The sequence below is a fragment of the Clostridium sp. 1001283B150225_161107_B6 genome (genome assembly GCF_015556325.1).
In the GTDB taxonomy this organism is placed as follows: domain Bacteria; phylum Bacillota; class Clostridia; order Lachnospirales; family Lachnospiraceae; genus Enterocloster.
The window spans coordinates 60,152-77,288 of sequence record NZ_JADNMD010000013.1; the positions used below are offsets into that span (position 1 = coordinate 60,152).

Annotated in this window: 19 protein-coding genes; 3 read left to right on the top strand and 16 right to left on the bottom strand. The window is 48.4% G+C overall.

Annotated features, from left to right (window positions below; translation table 11 throughout):
* Positions 1-16 precede the first annotated feature (16 nt).
* Complete coding sequence (gene trxB / locus I2H39_RS23285; RefSeq protein WP_138309944.1) at positions 17-940, bottom strand: thioredoxin-disulfide reductase; 924 nt, start codon at positions 938-940, stop codon at positions 17-19.
* 168 nt (positions 941-1,108) lie between these two features.
* Between trxB and I2H39_RS23290 the strand changes: the two genes are divergently transcribed.
* On the top strand, positions 1,109-1,840 hold the full coding sequence (locus tag I2H39_RS23290) for an SDR family oxidoreductase (protein ID WP_138309943.1): 732 nt from the start codon (positions 1,109-1,111) through the stop codon (positions 1,838-1,840).
* Positions 1,841-1,994: 154 nt separating this feature from the next.
* Complete coding sequence (locus I2H39_RS23295; protein WP_195627649.1) at positions 1,995-2,450, top strand: hypothetical protein; 456 nt, start codon at positions 1,995-1,997, stop codon at positions 2,448-2,450.
* A gap of 191 nt (positions 2,451-2,641) precedes the next feature.
* On the opposite strand, the gene rpsI is transcribed toward I2H39_RS23295, so the two are convergent.
* The 15 genes from rpsI to I2H39_RS23370 all read right to left on the bottom strand — a co-directional run bounded on the left by rpsI (position 2,642) and on the right by I2H39_RS23370 (position 15,672).
* Positions 2,642-3,034 (bottom strand): 30S ribosomal protein S9, encoded by a 393-nt coding sequence (gene rpsI / locus I2H39_RS23300; protein WP_002566476.1) that lies wholly within the window; start codon positions 3,032-3,034, stop codon positions 2,642-2,644.
* Between the two features lie 24 nt (positions 3,035-3,058).
* Positions 3,059-3,487 (bottom strand): 50S ribosomal protein L13, encoded by a 429-nt coding sequence (gene rplM, locus I2H39_RS23305; protein ID WP_002566477.1) that lies wholly within the window; start codon positions 3,485-3,487, stop codon positions 3,059-3,061.
* Between the two features lie 226 nt (positions 3,488-3,713).
* The gene (gene truA, locus I2H39_RS23310; protein ID WP_138309941.1) at positions 3,714-4,457 is read right to left on the bottom strand and encodes a tRNA pseudouridine(38-40) synthase TruA; all 744 of its coding nucleotides are present in this window, start codon (positions 4,455-4,457) and stop codon (positions 3,714-3,716) included.
* 32 nt (positions 4,458-4,489) lie between these two features.
* On the bottom strand, positions 4,490-5,290 hold the full coding sequence (locus I2H39_RS23315; RefSeq protein ID WP_138309940.1) for an energy-coupling factor transporter transmembrane component T: 801 nt from the start codon (positions 5,288-5,290) through the stop codon (positions 4,490-4,492).
* On the bottom strand, positions 5,283-6,161 hold the full coding sequence (locus I2H39_RS23320) for an energy-coupling factor transporter ATPase (RefSeq protein WP_195627650.1): 879 nt from the start codon (positions 6,159-6,161) through the stop codon (positions 5,283-5,285). The genes I2H39_RS23315 and I2H39_RS23320 overlap by 8 nt, the downstream gene beginning before the upstream one ends.
* A gap of 17 nt (positions 6,162-6,178) precedes the next feature.
* Positions 6,179-7,033 (bottom strand): energy-coupling factor transporter ATPase, encoded by an 855-nt coding sequence (locus tag I2H39_RS23325; protein ID WP_138309938.1) that lies wholly within the window; start codon positions 7,031-7,033, stop codon positions 6,179-6,181.
* A 119-nt stretch (positions 7,034-7,152) separates the two neighbouring features.
* The gene (locus I2H39_RS23330) at positions 7,153-7,572 is read right to left on the bottom strand and encodes a DUF3021 family protein (RefSeq protein WP_138309937.1); all 420 of its coding nucleotides are present in this window, start codon (positions 7,570-7,572) and stop codon (positions 7,153-7,155) included.
* Positions 7,573-7,582: 10 nt separating this feature from the next.
* Complete coding sequence (locus tag I2H39_RS23335) at positions 7,583-8,020, bottom strand: LytTR family DNA-binding domain-containing protein (RefSeq protein WP_138309936.1); 438 nt, start codon at positions 8,018-8,020, stop codon at positions 7,583-7,585.
* A 255-nt stretch (positions 8,021-8,275) separates the two neighbouring features.
* Positions 8,276-9,268 (bottom strand): hypothetical protein, encoded by a 993-nt coding sequence (locus tag I2H39_RS23340; RefSeq protein ID WP_195627651.1) that lies wholly within the window; start codon positions 9,266-9,268, stop codon positions 8,276-8,278.
* A 46-nt stretch (positions 9,269-9,314) separates the two neighbouring features.
* Entirely contained in the window at positions 9,315-10,310 is a 996-nt protein-coding gene (locus I2H39_RS23345; RefSeq protein ID WP_195627652.1) for a hypothetical protein, read from the bottom strand.
* Positions 10,311-10,397: 87 nt separating this feature from the next.
* Positions 10,398-11,648, bottom strand: a complete 1,251-nt coding sequence (locus I2H39_RS23350) for an N-acetylmuramoyl-L-alanine amidase family protein (protein WP_138309933.1) — start codon at positions 11,646-11,648, stop codon at positions 10,398-10,400.
* A gap of 229 nt (positions 11,649-11,877) precedes the next feature.
* The gene (locus I2H39_RS23355) at positions 11,878-13,152 is read right to left on the bottom strand and encodes a TRAP transporter large permease (protein ID WP_138309932.1); all 1,275 of its coding nucleotides are present in this window, start codon (positions 13,150-13,152) and stop codon (positions 11,878-11,880) included.
* Positions 13,149-13,649, bottom strand: coding sequence for a TRAP transporter small permease (locus I2H39_RS23360; RefSeq protein WP_138309931.1), 501 nt, complete (start codon positions 13,647-13,649; stop codon positions 13,149-13,151). The genes I2H39_RS23355 and I2H39_RS23360 overlap by 4 nt, the downstream gene beginning before the upstream one ends.
* A gap of 33 nt (positions 13,650-13,682) precedes the next feature.
* Positions 13,683-14,768: a sialic acid TRAP transporter substrate-binding protein SiaP gene (locus tag I2H39_RS23365; protein WP_138309930.1), complete on the bottom strand. Its 1,086-nt coding sequence runs from the start codon at positions 14,766-14,768 to the stop codon at positions 13,683-13,685.
* Positions 14,769-14,784: 16 nt separating this feature from the next.
* On the bottom strand, positions 14,785-15,672 hold the full coding sequence (locus tag I2H39_RS23370; RefSeq protein WP_138309929.1) for an alpha/beta hydrolase: 888 nt from the start codon (positions 15,670-15,672) through the stop codon (positions 14,785-14,787).
* Positions 15,673-15,947: 275 nt separating this feature from the next.
* On the opposite strand from I2H39_RS23370, the gene I2H39_RS23375 reads away from it, so the two are divergent.
* Complete coding sequence (locus tag I2H39_RS23375; protein WP_195627653.1) at positions 15,948-17,126, top strand: sugar diacid recognition domain-containing protein; 1,179 nt, start codon at positions 15,948-15,950, stop codon at positions 17,124-17,126.
* Positions 17,127-17,137 lie beyond the last annotated feature (11 nt).

The window sequence follows — 17,137 nt, forward strand, 5'->3', positions numbered from 1 at the left end:
CTGTAGCCTGCCTCCCCTAATTCTCTACCAGATACCGCTCCACACTGGTTATTGCATTTGCCCCGTCCGCAGCAGCCGTAATAATCTGACGCAGCGGCTTGGTTCTCACGTCACCTGCGGCAAATATGCCGGGCGCTGATGTGACGGTGTCTTCCCCGGCCCTGATATAGCCGTGGTCCATATCCACCAGTCCCTCAAAAGCCCTGCTCTCCGGCGATATGCCGACTGCAATGAACACGCCCTGTACTTCCAGTTCCGTTTTCAGGCCGGTCTTAACATTGGTCACGGAAAGGCTCTTTACCATTCCGTCCCCATTGATGCTGTCAGCCACCGTGTCCCAGATTACCTCCACATTATCCAGTGCCAGAAGACTCTCCTGCAGGCTCTTGGCTGCCCGCAGCTCATTTCTCCTGTGAACCAGATATACCTTGCTGCACATACGCGCCAGGAAAATAGCATCCTCCACAGCCACATCGCCGCCTCCAATAACAGCCGTTACCTTATTGCGGAAAAATGCTCCGTCGCAGGTGGCGCAGTAGGAAACGCCGGCTCCCGCCAGTTCTTCCTCTCCCGGCACCCCCAGTTTCCTGTGGACAGCCCCTGTGGCAAGTATAAGGGCCCTGGCCTCGTAGGTGTCTCCCTGGCACACAACGCGCTTGACAGCGCCCCTGCCTCCGTCCTCAATGCTCAGCACCTCGTCCTCTGCAAACCGGGCGCCCAGACGGTCCGCATGCTCCCGGAACTTAAGTCCCAGGTCGTATCCGCCGATGCCGGGAAGTCCGGGATAGTTATCCACCTCATATGTGGTCAGGACCTGCCCTCCGCTGACCATGGCCTTTTCCACCACAAGTGTATCCAGCTTTGCCCTCTGGGCATAAACAGCAGCTGCAAGACCTGCCGGTCCTGAGCCGATAATAATCAAATCATAAATATGAGACATAGTTTCACCTTTTCCTTATATTCAATTTAAGCCAATGTTCTTACTATTTTAAACAATTTGTAATTATTATATCACAGATAATTTACTTATTACAATTCAATTTCTTACAATTCTATCATTGGTATGGTAAAATATGTTATAATCCATATTAGAAAGGATGTGTATTTTATGCCGCGTAAAACCGTACTGGTCACCGGAGCCTCCAGGGGCATCGGCAAGGCCGTGGCAGTTAAGTTTGCAAAGAAGGGTTATAATGTAGCCATCAGCTGTGTGCGCAGGGAAGAACTGCTGATGCAGACCCAGAAGGAGATTGAATCGTTCCAGGTTCCCTGCCTGGCATACAAGGGTGATATGGGCAATATGGAATGCTGCGAGGAGCTGTTTGGCAGAATTAAGAAGATGTTCGGGGGCGTGGACGTCCTTGTGAACAATGCCGGCATCTCTTATATAGGCCTTCTGCAGGATATGTCGACGGAGGACTGGGAGCGCATGCTGCGCACGAACCTGACATCTGTTTTTAATTGCTGCAAGCTGGCAGTCCCCTATATGATTTCACAGAAACAGGGCAAAATCATCAATATATCCTCAGTGTGGGGTGTGGTGGGCGCTTCCTGCGAGACAGCATACTCGGCCACCAAGGGCGGTATCAACGCCCTTACAAAGGCCCTGGCAAAGGAGCTGGCCCCCAGCAACATCCAGGTCAACGCCATTGCCTGCGGCGCCATTGACACGGAGATGAACCAGTGGATGGAGGAGGACGACCTCATCGCCCTGGTGGACGAGATTCCCTCCGGCCGTCTGGGACGGGCCGAGGAGGTGGCTGATTTGGTTTATCACCTTGGTTATAAGGAATCCTACCTTACCGGACAGGTCATAGGGCTGGACGGAGGCTGGATTTAAGGCAGGCGTCCTCCAGGGGGGCCTGAACCTTTCTGAAACTTTTCCGTATCCTTACGAATATATTAACTGTATTGACCTTGGAGCCGCTCCATGGTGTAGAATCAACTCAGAAAAAGCAATACACTAATATAAACCGCAAGGAGGCATACTTCTTATGAAAAAGAAATATTTAGCAGTCGCAGCCCTTTCCATGGCCCTGGCCGCAGGAAGCGCTATGACATCATTTGCTGCAGGATTTGTTCACACTTCACAGGGAACAAAATATCAGTGGGGTTCCGGAGATTACTGTACCAATAACTGGGTGAACTACAAGAACCACTGGTTCTTCTTTGGAGAGGACCAGATTATGCGTACCGGATGGATTCAGAGGGACGGTACCTGGTACTATGCCGCTGATACAGGCGAGCTCCAGGGCGGCATCATGAAGATTAACGGCAATGTCTACTACTTCGACAACAACAGCTGTAAGCTGAAGACCGGAGAACGCACCTACAATGGTCAGAGCCACACATTCACCGAAAACGGAACCACCGATGGCGGTCCATATGTTTATACGGAGTGGAACAGCAACGGAACACTCAGACGTGGTACCAAGTTCGGGGTACGGTAATTTGATATTTGCACATCACACACAAGAACAGGGATGCCTGGGCCGGAAGGTCCGGGCATCCCTGTTCTGCTGTTTGCCGGTTCTGCTGTTTCCTATAAGCCAAAAAGACCTTCCGGAGGATTTCCTCCGAAAGGTCCTGTATACGTTTTGCCGGGACATACCGGGATGAACCGGATGCCTGACTCCAAAAATTAACGTTTGGAGAACTGTGGAGCACGACGGGCTGCCTTTAAGCCGTACTTCTTTCTCTCTTTCATTCTTGGGTCTCTTGTTAAGAAACCAGCTTTCTTCAGTGCTGGTCTGTAATCAGCGTCTACCTGAAGGAGAGCTCTGGAGATGCCGTGACGGATTGCACCGGCCTGTCCTGTTGTGCCGCCGCCGCGAACGTTAACCATTACATCAAATTTATCAGTAGTCTCAGTAGCTACTAATGGCTGGCGAACAATAACCTTTAAAGTCTCAAGACCAAGATACTCGTTGATATCTCTCTTGTTGATGGTGATGTTGCCGGTACCTGGTACTAAATATACTCTGGCGATGGATTTTTTTCTTCTGCCTGTTCCGTAAAATTTTGCGTTAGCCATGATACTTTCTTCCTCCAATCCTCATTAAAATGTTAAAACTTCTGGTTTCTGTGCTGCCTGCTCATGGTCTGGGCCTGCATATACATGAAGCTTGCCAAACATGCTTCTTCCCAGAGGTCCCTTTGGAAGCATACCCTTAACTGCTAACTCGATAACCTTCTCAGGCTTCTTAGCCATCAATTCACGCAGGGTTGTCTCTCTCATGCCGCCTACGTAATCAGAGTGATTGTAATAAATCTTCTGGTCTAACTTCTTGCCGGTTACCTTAATCTTCTCAGCGTTTACAACGATTACATAATCGCCGCAATCCATATGAGGTGTGAAAATCGGCTTGTTCTTTCCTCTTAAAACCTTTGCTATCTCTGAAGACAGACGTCCTAATGTATATCCTGTAGCATCAACTACATACCATTTTCTTTCAATTGTCGCTGGACTAGCCATAAAACTCTTCATTGGTTAACCTCCTGTTAATCTCAACCTTGTTATACACCTGACATCCAACGGATGCCCGCTATATGCCTGATAAATATGGGAAGTATTTATCAATCAAAGTGCTCACTCCGGGGCTTTGGATGAGCATTCTTTGCTAATGTCACAGTTTTATATTATATAATACCAAACACTCCCTGTCAACCACTTTGCAAAGAAAAAATGCCGAAAAACAAAGATATTCCGGCATTTACAGGTCATATTTCATTTCTATCAGGGTAAGCCCTCTGGCAGGCGCTGTGGGCCCTGCTGCCCGCCGGTCCCTTGCCTCCAGAATGGACGTCATGTCCTCCGGCCGTATCTGGCCGGTTCCCACCGCCATCAGAGTCCCTGCTATGATACGCACCATATTGTAAAGGAAACCGTTACCGGTCACCCGTATGCTGATTATATCATCGGCATTTTTTGCCACATCAATGGTATATATGGTCCTCACCGTATCCGTCACCTGCGTACGGACACTGCAGAAGCTTTTAAAATCATGTTCCCCTGTCAGCATGGCCGCGGCCTCCTGCATCCTGTCCACATCCAGCTTAAAATAACAGAAATGGGAGTACAGGCGCTCCATGGGCATGTTGATTCTCCGGTTTAAAATTCTGTATTCATAGGTCTTAACACAGGCACATTTCCTGGGATGCCAGTCAGAGGGCACTTCTTCTGACACCTGGACCCGGATATCCTCCGGAAGCCTCTGGTTCAGGGCCATACAGATTTTATCCGGGGGCATCTGGCTTTCGGTGTCAAAAACAGCCACATTACCCCTGGAATGAACGCCTGAATCTGTCCTGCTGGCTCCTATGACCTGAATGGGTTCTCTCATAAGCTGGGTAAGGGCTTCATTCAGCACTGATTCAATGGTCACTGCCCCGGGCTGTATCTGCCAGCCATGATAATGGGTGCCGTCATAGGCAACCACAAGCCGTATCCGTTTCATTCATCCTACCTTCCTGTTTACGCTGTACTTGTTTAAAGATAAACCCTGGACGCTATGATTACCACAAAATACAGGGCATATATCATATAGGCGTCATGGTCCGCCTGGCGGTACTGCAGGGGTTTCATCTTTGTACGGCCGTCGCCCCCGCGGTAACAGCGCGCCTCCATGGCCATGGCCAAATCTGTGGCCCTGCGGAAGGCGGAGATGAACAGAGGCACCAAAAGAGGCACCATGGCCTTTGCCTTCTGTATCAGATTGCCCGTCTCAAAATCAGCTCCCCTGGCCATCTGGGCCTTCATGATTTTATCGGTTTCCTCCACCAGAATCGGTATGAACCGGAGGGCAATGGACATCATCATGGCAACCTCATGGACCGGCACCCTGAACCGTTTCAGACAGCCAAGACCCTTTTCCAGGCCGTCCGTCAGCTGGTTGGGCGTGGTGGTCAGAGTCATGACAGAGGAGCCGATGACCAGGTAAATAAGCCTCAGGCCCATAAAAAAGGCCATGCGCACACCCTCAAAGGTTATCTTAAAAATCCAGAACTTTACCAGTATACGTCCGTCTGTAAGGAACAGGTTAAAGCTGACGCTGATTAGCAGCAGAATCACGATGGCCTTCAGGCCCTTGAGTATGAAACGGACCGGCACCCTGGTCATCTTAATCACAGCTGCCAGCACCACCGTGGCAATGACATAGCCCCATATATTATTTGCGACAAACAAGGACGCTATGAACACCATGGTACCAAAAAGCTTTGTCCTGGGGTCCAGTCTGTGGACTGCCGAGTCCACCGGATAGTACTGGCCCAATGTAATTTCTCTAAACATTTTTATCCCTGCTGCTTTCTGTCAGTTTATTCCTCAGCGCCAGAATCGCCTCCCTGGCCTCTGCCACTGTGGTAATATCATCGTCAATATCAATGCCCCTGGCCTTCAGGTCATGGACCAGATAGGTTATCTGGGGCGCAGCCAGTCCCATTGTCTCCAGTTCTTTGTAATGGCGGAATACCTCCCTGGGGGCGCCGTCAAATACCTTCTGTCCATGGTTCATCACAATAAGCCGGTCCGCATATCTGGCCACATCTTCCATGCTGTGGGAAACCAGTATGATGGTCATATGACGCTCCCGGTGAAGTCTGTCAATCTGGTCCAGAATTTCGTCCCTCCCCCTTGGGTCCAGACCAGCCGTCGGCTCATCCAGTATAAGGACCTCCGGTTCCATGGCCAGCACGCCTGCTATGGCCACCCGCCGTTTCTGGCCTCCGGACAGTTCAAAGGGAGACTGTTTGTAATAAGAAGGGTCCAGCCCCACCTGCTCCAGTGCCTTCCTGGCCCTGGCCTCAGCCTCCTCCCTGCTCAGTCCCTGATTCTTAGGTCCGAAGCATACGTCTGTCAGCACGTCCACTTCAAAGAGCTGGTGCTCCGGATACTGGAACACCAGGCCCACCTTGCTTCTCAGCTGCTTCATATCATAACCCTGGCTGTAGATGTTCTCCCCATTGTAGAAGAGCTCCCCTGCACTGGCCTTTATCAGTCCGTTTAAGTGCTGAATCAGGGTGGATTTGCCGGAACCCGTATGTCCAATCAGCCCTACGAATTCCCCATCCCCAATCTCCAGGTTCACGTCAAACAGGGCATGCTGTTCAAACGCCGTACCGCCGCCATATGCAAAATTCAAATCAACTGCTTTTATTGACATCCTCTATCTCCTTCTCTCTATCTCAGAAGGGGTACCAGCTGTTCCACCAGCTCTTCCCTGCTAAGGATTCCATCCGTCAGAGGCATCCCTGCCTCCTTAAGCTCCCAGGCCAGCTCCGTCACCTGGGGCACGTCCAGCCCATGGCTTTTCAGCTCCCTGACCCTGGAGAATATCTCCCTTGGCTGTCCGTCCATGACAATCCTTCCATCATCCATAACGATGATTCTGTCAGCCTCAATGGCCTCCTCCATATAATGGGTAATCAGCAGGACCGTGATGCCCTCTGCCCGGTTTAGCTCATGAATGGTACGAATGACCTCCCTACGGCCGTTGGGGTCCAGCATGGCAGTGGGCTCGTCCAGAATAATGCACTCCGGCTTCATGGCCATAACGCCCGCTATGGCAACCCTCTGCTTCTGTCCTCCTGAGAGCTTATTGGGGGACTGGAGCCGGTAGGCGGTCATTCCAACTGCTTTCAGGCTCGCCTCCACGCGCTTCCATATCTCCTCTGTGGGCACGCCTATATTCTCCGGCCCAAAGCCCACGTCCTCCTCCACAATATTGCCAATAATCTGGTTATCCGGATTCTGGAACACCATGCCTGCTGTCTTGCGCACATCCCAGATATGTTCCTCATCCCTGGTATCCATGTCTCCCACCCACACAGTGCCTTCCGTGGGCAGCAGAAGACCGTTGATATGTTTGGCCAGAGTGGACTTGCCGGAACCGTTATGGCCCAGCACAGCCACAAAATCACCCTTTTTTATATCCACATCCACGCCGTCAATGGCCCGGTTCACTTCTTCTATATTTTCTTCCTCATCGCGCCTGATATACTCATATACCAGTTTTGCCGCTTTAACGATTCCCATATGCGTCCTTTCAAAACCTTCGTTCTGCTACGTTTCTCAATTTTAGTTTATATTACTATAGAAGTCAAGAGCAGCAGCGCAATAATCCCATTCCCGGTCATGGACCAGTGGGTGTGCCTTTACCTAATACCCTTTTCATCCCGTTCCCCCAGCATCCTGTTTATCTGGTCCGCATGCATCCTGGACACCCTGCAAAAGTAATGGTGCACCAGTGCCATGACAGCTGCGAAAACCAGTGTCAGCTGCAAAACCGGACCCAGGCGGAAGGGTATCCATTTTCCAAAATATGCAAATGCCATCAGCATCCCATAAATCAAAAGGATTTCCGCCAAAAGGTATCCCCCGGTATTTCTGAAGTCCACCTGTTCAAGCCCCCACTCCACCAGCTGCACGGCTGCCAGGAAGGCCGTCAGCTCCATTACATAATGTATACTCAGGTAAGGAGAACCTGCTGCCAGGTTCATGGCGCATGAATAGAGGACAGCAATCGTAAAGGTGATGACAAAGGACGGCAGATAATTTTTTATGATACGGTTCATTTGAATCCCCCTATTTTCTTAATTTTGCTTTTAATCCGTCGATATAGTTTCTCGTAATGATTAATCTCTCCCCATTTTCCAGTTCAGCCAGCATTCTGTGGTTGATATAGGGCTGCACACATTTAAGCTTTGCCGTATTCATAAGGCAGTTTTTGCTGATGCGCACAAAGGCCGTATGCACCAGCTGTTCCTCCAGGGAAGTCAGTGTCTGCCTGACCAGGTATGCCTCATTTTTATTATATATAAATGTTTTTCCATCCACCGAATCCGCATAAAAAATTCCTTCAACGGGAATCTGGTAGGTTCTCCCCTCCTTCTCCCCTTCCAGGGAAAAGAAGAGCTGGCGGATGTAGTCAATCATCCTTGTGATGCGTTCATCTGCATATGCACATTTAATGACGACTTCATCTTCTGTATTGTTTATATCCTGGTTGATTGTCAGCTTCACTGCCCCCGCCTTCCTGTAATCCCTGCGCGCATTGGTTTATACTTACAGATTCATTATATTTTCTCTTCAGTGTGAATGCAACTGTTTTGCAGTGACATGCCCTTAGGCCGGATGAGTTGCCCTGGGGGGAGAAAAAAATCCCCGAAGAGCTGCTGCTCTCCGGGAACCGTTTCTCTTACAATGCACATAATAACGTTTCTCTGCTGGTATTATAATACTTCAATACTTGATGTATACAAATATTATTCCGGCAATTTACTGCACCCAGGCCCCATCATCTCCCACATAATACCCGTCCGGAGTAGTGGTGTCATAATACATGGCTCCGTCATCGCCGCAGTAATACCACCTGCCGTTCCAGTCAATCCAGCCCGTGACCATGTATCCCGCCGCATTAAAGAAATACCACCTGTCATCAATGTACTGCCAGTTATTTACCGTATAGCTCTTATCCGCGTTGCAGTACCACCAGCCAACCGTATCCCTGAGCCATGCGCCTTTGTAACTGGAACTGGAGGAGGATGAACTGTGTGTCCTCCTGCCATTGCTGATTTCATCTGCCTCATCAGACGAGACATACCAGGAGTCTGATTCCTCCCAGCTTCCCTTGTCAGAGGAATTGTACACAGCCCTTACCTTAAACATATAGTCACCGCTTCTTGTGATATAACCGGAAAAATCATAGCTGGTATCCGAGGTTGTGAGAACGGAGGTAGCGGAATTCTCATTGCGGTAAAGCCTTACTTCATATTTCCTTGCATCTGTGCTGTCCTCCCAGCTGGCCATGCCGTCCGATTCATCCCATTCCAGTCCATGGACATCCAAATCATACCCGCTTCCGCTGCCGTCCAGTGAATCCAGGGTAATATACACAATCAGGGTACTGCTCCTTCTGGTAACAGATGTAACCTTACCGTCCGCTCCTCTTATATCCACATCATTTTTAGACAGGTCCGAAGAAAAGTAATAGTCATCCTCTGCCTCCAGCGTCACCTTCAGCTTTGGCCTATGGCCGTCATCCCATCCGTTTTTCGGCTCGTTGGTTATCTCCACATCATCCACATAATAGTCGCTGGAATCACAGGTCACATCCACATCGCCGGAACTGTCCCCCGCCTCAATATCTGACTCTACCTCCAGGGATATGCTGTCTATCTCTGTCCTTGAAGACGCCATAGCCGTCCCGCACATGAACACCAACAGCACCCCCGACATCCAAATGACTGCCTGCTGTTTCAGTCTCCCCATATTACACGCTCCCTTTCGCAACAAACCATAATCCGTTACCCTTGCATCAATGTATCCAGGCTCCGCTGCCGTCTACCTGATAGCCGTCCGGCGTTGTAACCCCCGCTGCCATGGCGCCATCCTCATACATGTAATACCATGTATCCTGTATCTGGTTCCATCCGGTGACAGCGTAACCTTCCGGGTTAAAATAATACCACTTACCCATAATAAGCTCCCACCGGTCCGCGGCTATGGTCCCATCCTGATAGGTAAAACGCCTGCCCTCCTGATAATCTCCCCAGAGGCCGTCGGTAATGCCCGGTGTGCTGGCTCCGGAGGCCAGGGAGCTTACAGGTTCTGCATCCTCAAGATAATCCTGCTGGTTTCCGTTTCTCGCAACCGCCTGGACCTCAAAGTAATACTGCACTCCCTCCTTTGTCATAAACGGTGAAAAATCATACTCCGTACCGCCTTCCACCAGCTGGCTCACCACAGACCCCTGGTTATCATAGAGAATAACCCGGTAGGTGCTGGCATACTTAACGGCATTCCATCTGGCAAGACAGGGATTGGAGCTGTCCCAGCCGGCCCAGCTGGTTTCTCCCAGCTGGGCAGCTGTCTGGTACTTAAATTTCACCTGATAAACATTTCCCAAATCCGATTCATAATCCTCTCCCGTATACCTTTTAACAGAGGAAATCTTTGCTTCATTCCTTCCATTGGTCACATGAAGCTCCAGGCTGTCCTTGCTCAGGGTTCCGGAACAGCCCAGATACAGGGTTCCGGTCACTTCATTGCCTGCGCTCCAGTTCAGAGAATCCCTGGACCACTCCACATCTGATGCCAGCTCCAGCGCATCAGAGGAACTCCCAGCCACTTCCACATCCGGCTCCAGGGGATGTACCCTGTCCTTGTCATTGTCGTCCCTGCTGGCGCCCTCTGTGTCATACTGGTTGGTAATCTCCAGCCTATATGTGGTTTTAGCCTGAGCACTCATGCTCAGGCCAAACACCATCAAACAAACGGCAGCAGCTGTAAAACCAAATCTGCTTCTTTTCATAGCATCTCCTTTCAACTATCCTTCCTTTATCTATGAAAAATGCCGTCATACCTCTTTTTCCCACAAATTGCTCACAAACCTCTGTATTTAATGCTGCCATACTCCGTTGGCATCTAACTGGAATCCGCTGATGGACGTGTTTACGGCCTTCTGACCCTGTCCCGGATAAAAATAGTACCAGTTATCCTGAATCTTGTACCAGCCTTCTACCATGGCGCCGCTTTCATTCATGAAATACGTCTTTCCGTCAATGGTAAGCCAGCTGTTCTTAACCATGGCGCCTTCCGGCCCATCCTGGTTGGGATTCATGTAATACCAAATATTATTGGACTTGACCCAGCCTGTCTTCATGTCGCCGTTTTCACCCAGGTAGTACCATCCGCTGTTGGTCTGTTTCCAGCCAGTAATCATTTTGCCGGTTTCATCAAACAGGTACCATTTTTCATTCCATTTCAGCCAGCCGTTTTTCTGGTAGTTGCCGTCAGGATATTTAAAATACCAGGTATCGCCTTCCTTGCGCCATCCTACGTCCGTGTTTCCTCCGCTGGGAGTACTGCCGTTGCCATTCTCCTGACCAGTGCCGTCAGAGACTTCATCCTCTGCAATATACAAGTCTCCTGCCTCTGTCCATTCACTCTTCTTACCCCGCTTCTTTTCCTCCTCTGTGTGGGGAACCGTCCTTACCTTAAAGGAATAATCACCTTCCTTGGTCATATAGGGATAAAAATTATAGGATGTACCCTTGTACTCCTCCAGCTTCTTGACAACGGATGAGCCGCGGTATAAATATACGTCATAGTATCCGGAACCGCCGTTCTCCGGTTCCTCCCATCTGGCCCTGCCCCGGGTGTTACCCCATTCCGCGTCTTCCGGCGGGTCGTAGGTTCCCTTGATGCCGTTGGCCCTGATTACCACCTTAAGGTCGCTTCCGCTTTTGGAGGCAGACACAAAGGTACCTCCGCTTACGCTTACGCTTCCTGAACTGTAGCTGCTGCGGAAACGGTAATCATAGTTGCTGTTGCTGGAGCTTTCAGGCTCCAGCCATACGGTTATCTTCGGTGTATCGCCAATGGTCACTTCTTTATTATTGGACCACTCTGCTGACTGTACCCTGTATTTGTTTGATGAAGTGTATACCTTGTTCCCGCTGTCGCTGGAATCCGTTCCCAGGCTGTCACCATCATTGATTTCATCCCCTGAATCCAGGTCTATGTCCACCTTCAGGGAAATATTCGTGATATACTTATAATCAGATGATGCCAGGGACTGGATGGGCATCGCTGTAACCAGCGTACCGGTGGCCAGGGCCAGACATAACAATCGCTTCATGCTTCTCATGAAATTCAACCTCCTCCAAGGATTCCCCCTTGCTGCACTTTCCTTGTTTTTTCTTTTCCTGGTTCTATTATAGACCAGGGGACAGTTTTGCGTCAACTTACGATATTCTTGCGATATTTTCACGATAATTTTCTAATAGCCTTTATTATTTTTAATGCAAAACCGGGCCTGGCAATATCTGCCAGACCCAATAAATTTGTGTCAATCATACTTATCTTTAGTAATAGGATTATATGGCCCCCATCAGGCCGGGAAGAAACAACACTAACTGCGGTACAAACGAAAGAATCAATACTACTATAATTAATGTTATGATATATGGTATCATGGCCCTGGAAATGGATTCCACCTTAACGCCCGACACACCGGACAGCACATACAGCACCATTCCCACCGGGGGAGTCAGAAGGCCAATCATTACATTCACTGTCATAAGCACGCCAAAATGCACCAGATTCATGCCGTATGAGCTCATAAGGGGAACCAGAATAGGGGTTAGAATGATAATTGACGCTGTCCCATCCATAAACATACCAACCACGAGAAACAATAAGTTCACCAATAATATTGCTACTATCTTATTTGGTACAATTGAGGATATTGCAGCGGCCGCATGTACCGGAATCTGTTCAACTGTCAAAATCCATCCAAATACACAGCTGGCGGATGCAATCAGCATGACCATGGCCGTTGTCTTAACTGTCTCATCAATAATGGCCGGAAGGTCTCTGATTTTTATGTTATGGGTGGCAAAGGAGATAATCAGTGAATATGCGGCGGCTACAACAGCAGCCTCCGTTGGAGTACATACACCGGTAACAATACCGCCAATCAATATCACCGGCGCCAGCAGGCCCCAGAAGGAATGGACAAAACTATGCCCAATTTCCCTGATACCGGCACGCGCATGAGGTTCATATCCCCGTTTCTTTGCCTGATACCAGACAACAATAGCCATTGCCAATGCCATACACAGGCCCGGGACCACCCCTGCCATAAAAAGTGCCCCTATGGATACCCCTGCAATCACTCCGTACATAACAAACGGTACGCTTGGAGGAATTACCGGTCCTATACAACTGGACGCCCCTGTGATAGCAAGAGAAAAATCATCATCATATCCTGCATCCTTCATTGCCTTAAGCTCTATGGCTCCCAGACCGCCGGTGTCCGCAATCGCGCTTCCGGACATCCCTGCAAAGATGACGGACGCCAGGATGTTGGCATGCCCCATGCCGCCCCTTATATGCCCCACAAGCTTGTCTGCAAAACCAAAAATCTGTCCTGTGATTCCGCTATGATTCATCACTGCGCCTGCGAACATGAAAAACGGTACTGCCATCATGGAGAATGAATCCCCAACCGTCATTGCCATTTTCTGGACTATAATGTTCAGAGAGGCATCTGCTGATAAGAAATATGCAAGGGAGCCCAGCAGCAGAGAGAATCCTATAGGCATCCCGCATACCATCAGGACTATAAGTACCACTATCATGGCTATCATGGTTTTAACACCTCCTGTTCAGGCTCAGCCTTGATAATAAGAATAATTTGAAGGAGCATATGGACCGCCACTAGCGCATATCCGGCCGGAATAGCTGCAAACACATAGCTCATGGGAATCTGCATGCATCCGGATAACAGATTACCCTGTTTAAAGGCATATCTTGCCGCGTGCGGCAGCATATATATCAAGGCTGCCGCCACCAGCAGGTTACAGGAAACTTTCAATACCTTTTGCCAAAATACAGGAAGGCGGTCCGTGACAAGGGTAACAGCCACATGCTTGTCTTGTGTCACACAATACGCTGAGCCAATGAATACCAGCCATACATATACGTACCTTGCAAATTCCTCGCTCCAAAACAACGGACTGTTAAGTGCATACCGCATGACAATCTGGGCAGTGACAACTATCATCATGGAGCAAAAGATAACAGAAGTGACCACCCGCTCCACGTATTCCAGCTTGGAAATCATAATCTTAACTATATTTTCCATATCGTCATCCTTTTTCTGAAAATCCCCTTATGATTACTGTTCCAGCTTCTGAATTTCAGCATACAATTCCGGGTCATCTGCACTCAGCTTTTCAGCAACAGGCGCCAGTGCCTCCCTGAAAGCAGCATCGTCTACTTCTACAAGCTCGATTCCGTTTTCCTCCTGATACCGCTTCATGAACCCTTCTTCTTCCTTATTTGTCTGTTCATTTGCCCAGGACGCCGCATTATCAATAGCCTCCAGAAGTATCTGCTGGTTATCCTTGGTCAGCTTATCAAGGCAGCTTTGCGATACAAGTGTAAACGTTACTTCACGGGCATGATTCGTAAGCATCAGTTCTTTACATAGTTCCTGTATATTCCACGCTGAAAATCCCGACAATGTATGTTCAGCACCATCCACAACGCCCTGCTGCATAGCCAGATACTGCTCCGTGGCAGCCATGGGAGTGGCGGCTGCCCCTAGACCATTAACAGTTGAAATGATAGAGGGCATATCAGGGCATCGTATCTTGGCCCCGGCAAACTCCGCAGGTGTGGTGGCCTTTATCCCTGTGGTAATAACATACCTGGCTCCCATGGTCTGGGTGCCGCATACAGTGACACCTAAATTCTGGTTTGCCTTCTGAAATAAATCTTTTTCCACGTCACTGCCTATGAACTTTTCAAAGTGCTCATAGCTTCCAAACAGATACGGAGCCTGAAACACATTAAAAGCCGGATAGCGCTTTCCCAATTCCCCTGAACCGGTATTGCACATGTCAATACTGCCGTCCAGTACATTTGTATCCACATCACTCTCATTTCCCAGCTGGCTGGAATCATATATAACCACATGCACCTTTCCGCCGGTCTTCTCCTCCACTTCATCTGCCATTCGCTGAAATGCCTGTACATAGACGGTTCCCGGCGTGGATGTTGTACTGTACTGAAGCGAAACCTCCTTTTGCTCTTCTGTATTTGGAGATTCCCCCTCGCCCGATGCATCCTCAGATGAAGCTGCTGTTCCGGAGACTGCCGGGGGGGCGCTTTCCTTTGTAGATGAGGCGCAGGCGCTCATTATTGCTGCTGATAATATAACGGACATGGTAACGCCACAGATTAACATTGATTTTTTCATAATATTCTTCCTTTCTTTATGGTCTCAGGTATTTATCCAAAAACGTAAAAATTTTCTCAGTGTTTTCCGGTGTCCTAAAAAATGCCTCTGCATGGTCCACCTGCGAAAAAAGTTCAAGAGTTACCTTGTCCTGTCCGATTATTTTCTCCAGCTTATCTGCAAATAATATACTCTGCTGAAATGGAACAACCGTATCAGCCAGTCCATGCTGGATAAAAAAAGGAGGGCAGTCTTTTGTAATGTAATTTTCCGGATTTGCCAGTTCACATAAATGAGGAACCTTACAGGGGGCCATTCCGAAGAGCATCCCCCCCATTGACTCGTCATTTGTACATGCCTCATTGGGATTCATGCCATATTGCCTGTGCTGGCGTTCCAGTTTCGTGATGTCTATAATTGGGTATAAAGCAACCACACACTGTACTGCGGAACTTTCTCTTGGATTCCCCATATCCAGGTCTTCCAACTGGGGAACCGCTGCACCGGTTCCTGCAAGTGAGGCAAGATGCGCTCCGGCGGATAACCCCCACAGTCCGATTTTATCCGGATTGATGTGGTATGCAGCAGCATTTGCCCGCAGATACCGGATGGCTGCTTTGATGTCATATATCTGTATAGGAAAATGTCCGTGCACGCTCCATGTATATTGCAGCGATACCACAGCATAACCCCGTTTTAACCCCTGGAGGACCGGTTTGATTTTCAGGGAGCTTTTTGCCCCGTAATACCAGCCGCCCCCATGTATATCCACAATGACAGGAAAGGGACCCTCTCCCTGTTCCGGCAGATATATGTCCATCACCTCATCGTCGGTGCACTCTGCGTACCGCACATTCAAAAACTTGCGGTGCAAATCCGGAGTCTCCAAAACAGTGGCTGTTTCTTCACTCTCGACTAAAACCATATTCTTGTCTCCTTTTATGATGAACGAATCTTATTTCAGGCTGGCCAACCCTTGAATTTGTATGAATTAATTATATTTAATTAGTCATTTTCAGGCAATATTCATACTGTTCTCATTTTCCATTTAATAATGTGCACACTGCATATTTTCTTTGCATTTTAAAAAAATCCTATCCTGTCCAGGTCCTGATTTTGGTATCCCCCCTGCGTCTTGCAAGATTAAATGGTACATGTTAAGATAATTCAGAAAATGTGATAACAGATGGAGGTAACGCTTTGAATGCTTTTGAAATGGCCCATGTATCCCAAAAATTTGTACAACACCTTCAGGGGGCCCTGGCAGAACATGGAATATGCCTGAGCATAACCAATCTGCGCGGCTCAATCATTGCCAGTGCCAATGAATGCTATCTGGGAAAATTCTGCGAACCCGCATTCCGGGCCATTAATGAGAATCAGACAGTCCATATAACATCCCAGGTCCCCTCCCAATTATCCAATGCCCGGGAAGGTATTTACATCCCCCTTCATCACGGGCAAAGTTTTCTGGGGGCACTTAGTCTGGAAGGCAATCTGCTGGAGGCTAAATCGTTGGAATCCATGTGTATGCTGACTGCCCAGTCCTTTTATGAAATGGAGTTTTATAAAGAAGCATATTGGGGAAAACTGGACCAACGAAATATCTTCACAAAAATACTCTTATATTGTGAAGAAGACCCCTTTCCGTCAGAAGTCCATCATATAACTGAGAAATTTAATATTGATACCTCCATAGTACGTGTTCCCATATTATTTATTCTCAGATACAATGAATTAAGTGAAGAAAAACTGATAACGGAATTCAAACGAAATCCATCCTACAGCAGCCAGGATATTATCTGCATTACCCGCGGACAGAATGCAGTTGTGTTCAAGTCACTCTCCCGGGACCCCTCCCAATCCATTTCGCAGTATCGTGACCTGGTGGATATCTATATAAGAAATGCCCAGGAGCTAAATATCAACGACGGGCGTCCATTCATATGCACGGTGGGCTCTCTTCAGGATAATTTATTGAACTACCACAGGGCCTTCCGTCATACATTGTGGGTCTGCAATAATTGTGCGGATGTAACCTGCGAACATGCCACAATGATTTACTATTTTTATGATTATGTTTTTGAATATATACAGAGCCAGATTGATATGGAGGAAAGTACAATGATATTCAATGTATTTTCTGAGGTCCTGCTTAATAAAGAATGGGATTCATTTTCGCGTAATATGGGAACATTGCTCCGAAATAACATGAATATTTCTACCAGTGCAAAAGAACTGTATCTTCATCGCAACACACTGATTAACTGGATAAACAGATATAAACAGCTTTTCAGGATTGACCCTGTCAATGACAACACCGGAAGGGAATTCACACAGCAGCTTTATTACTTTTACACCCACTCCCTCACCCCTTAGCTGGCTTAAAA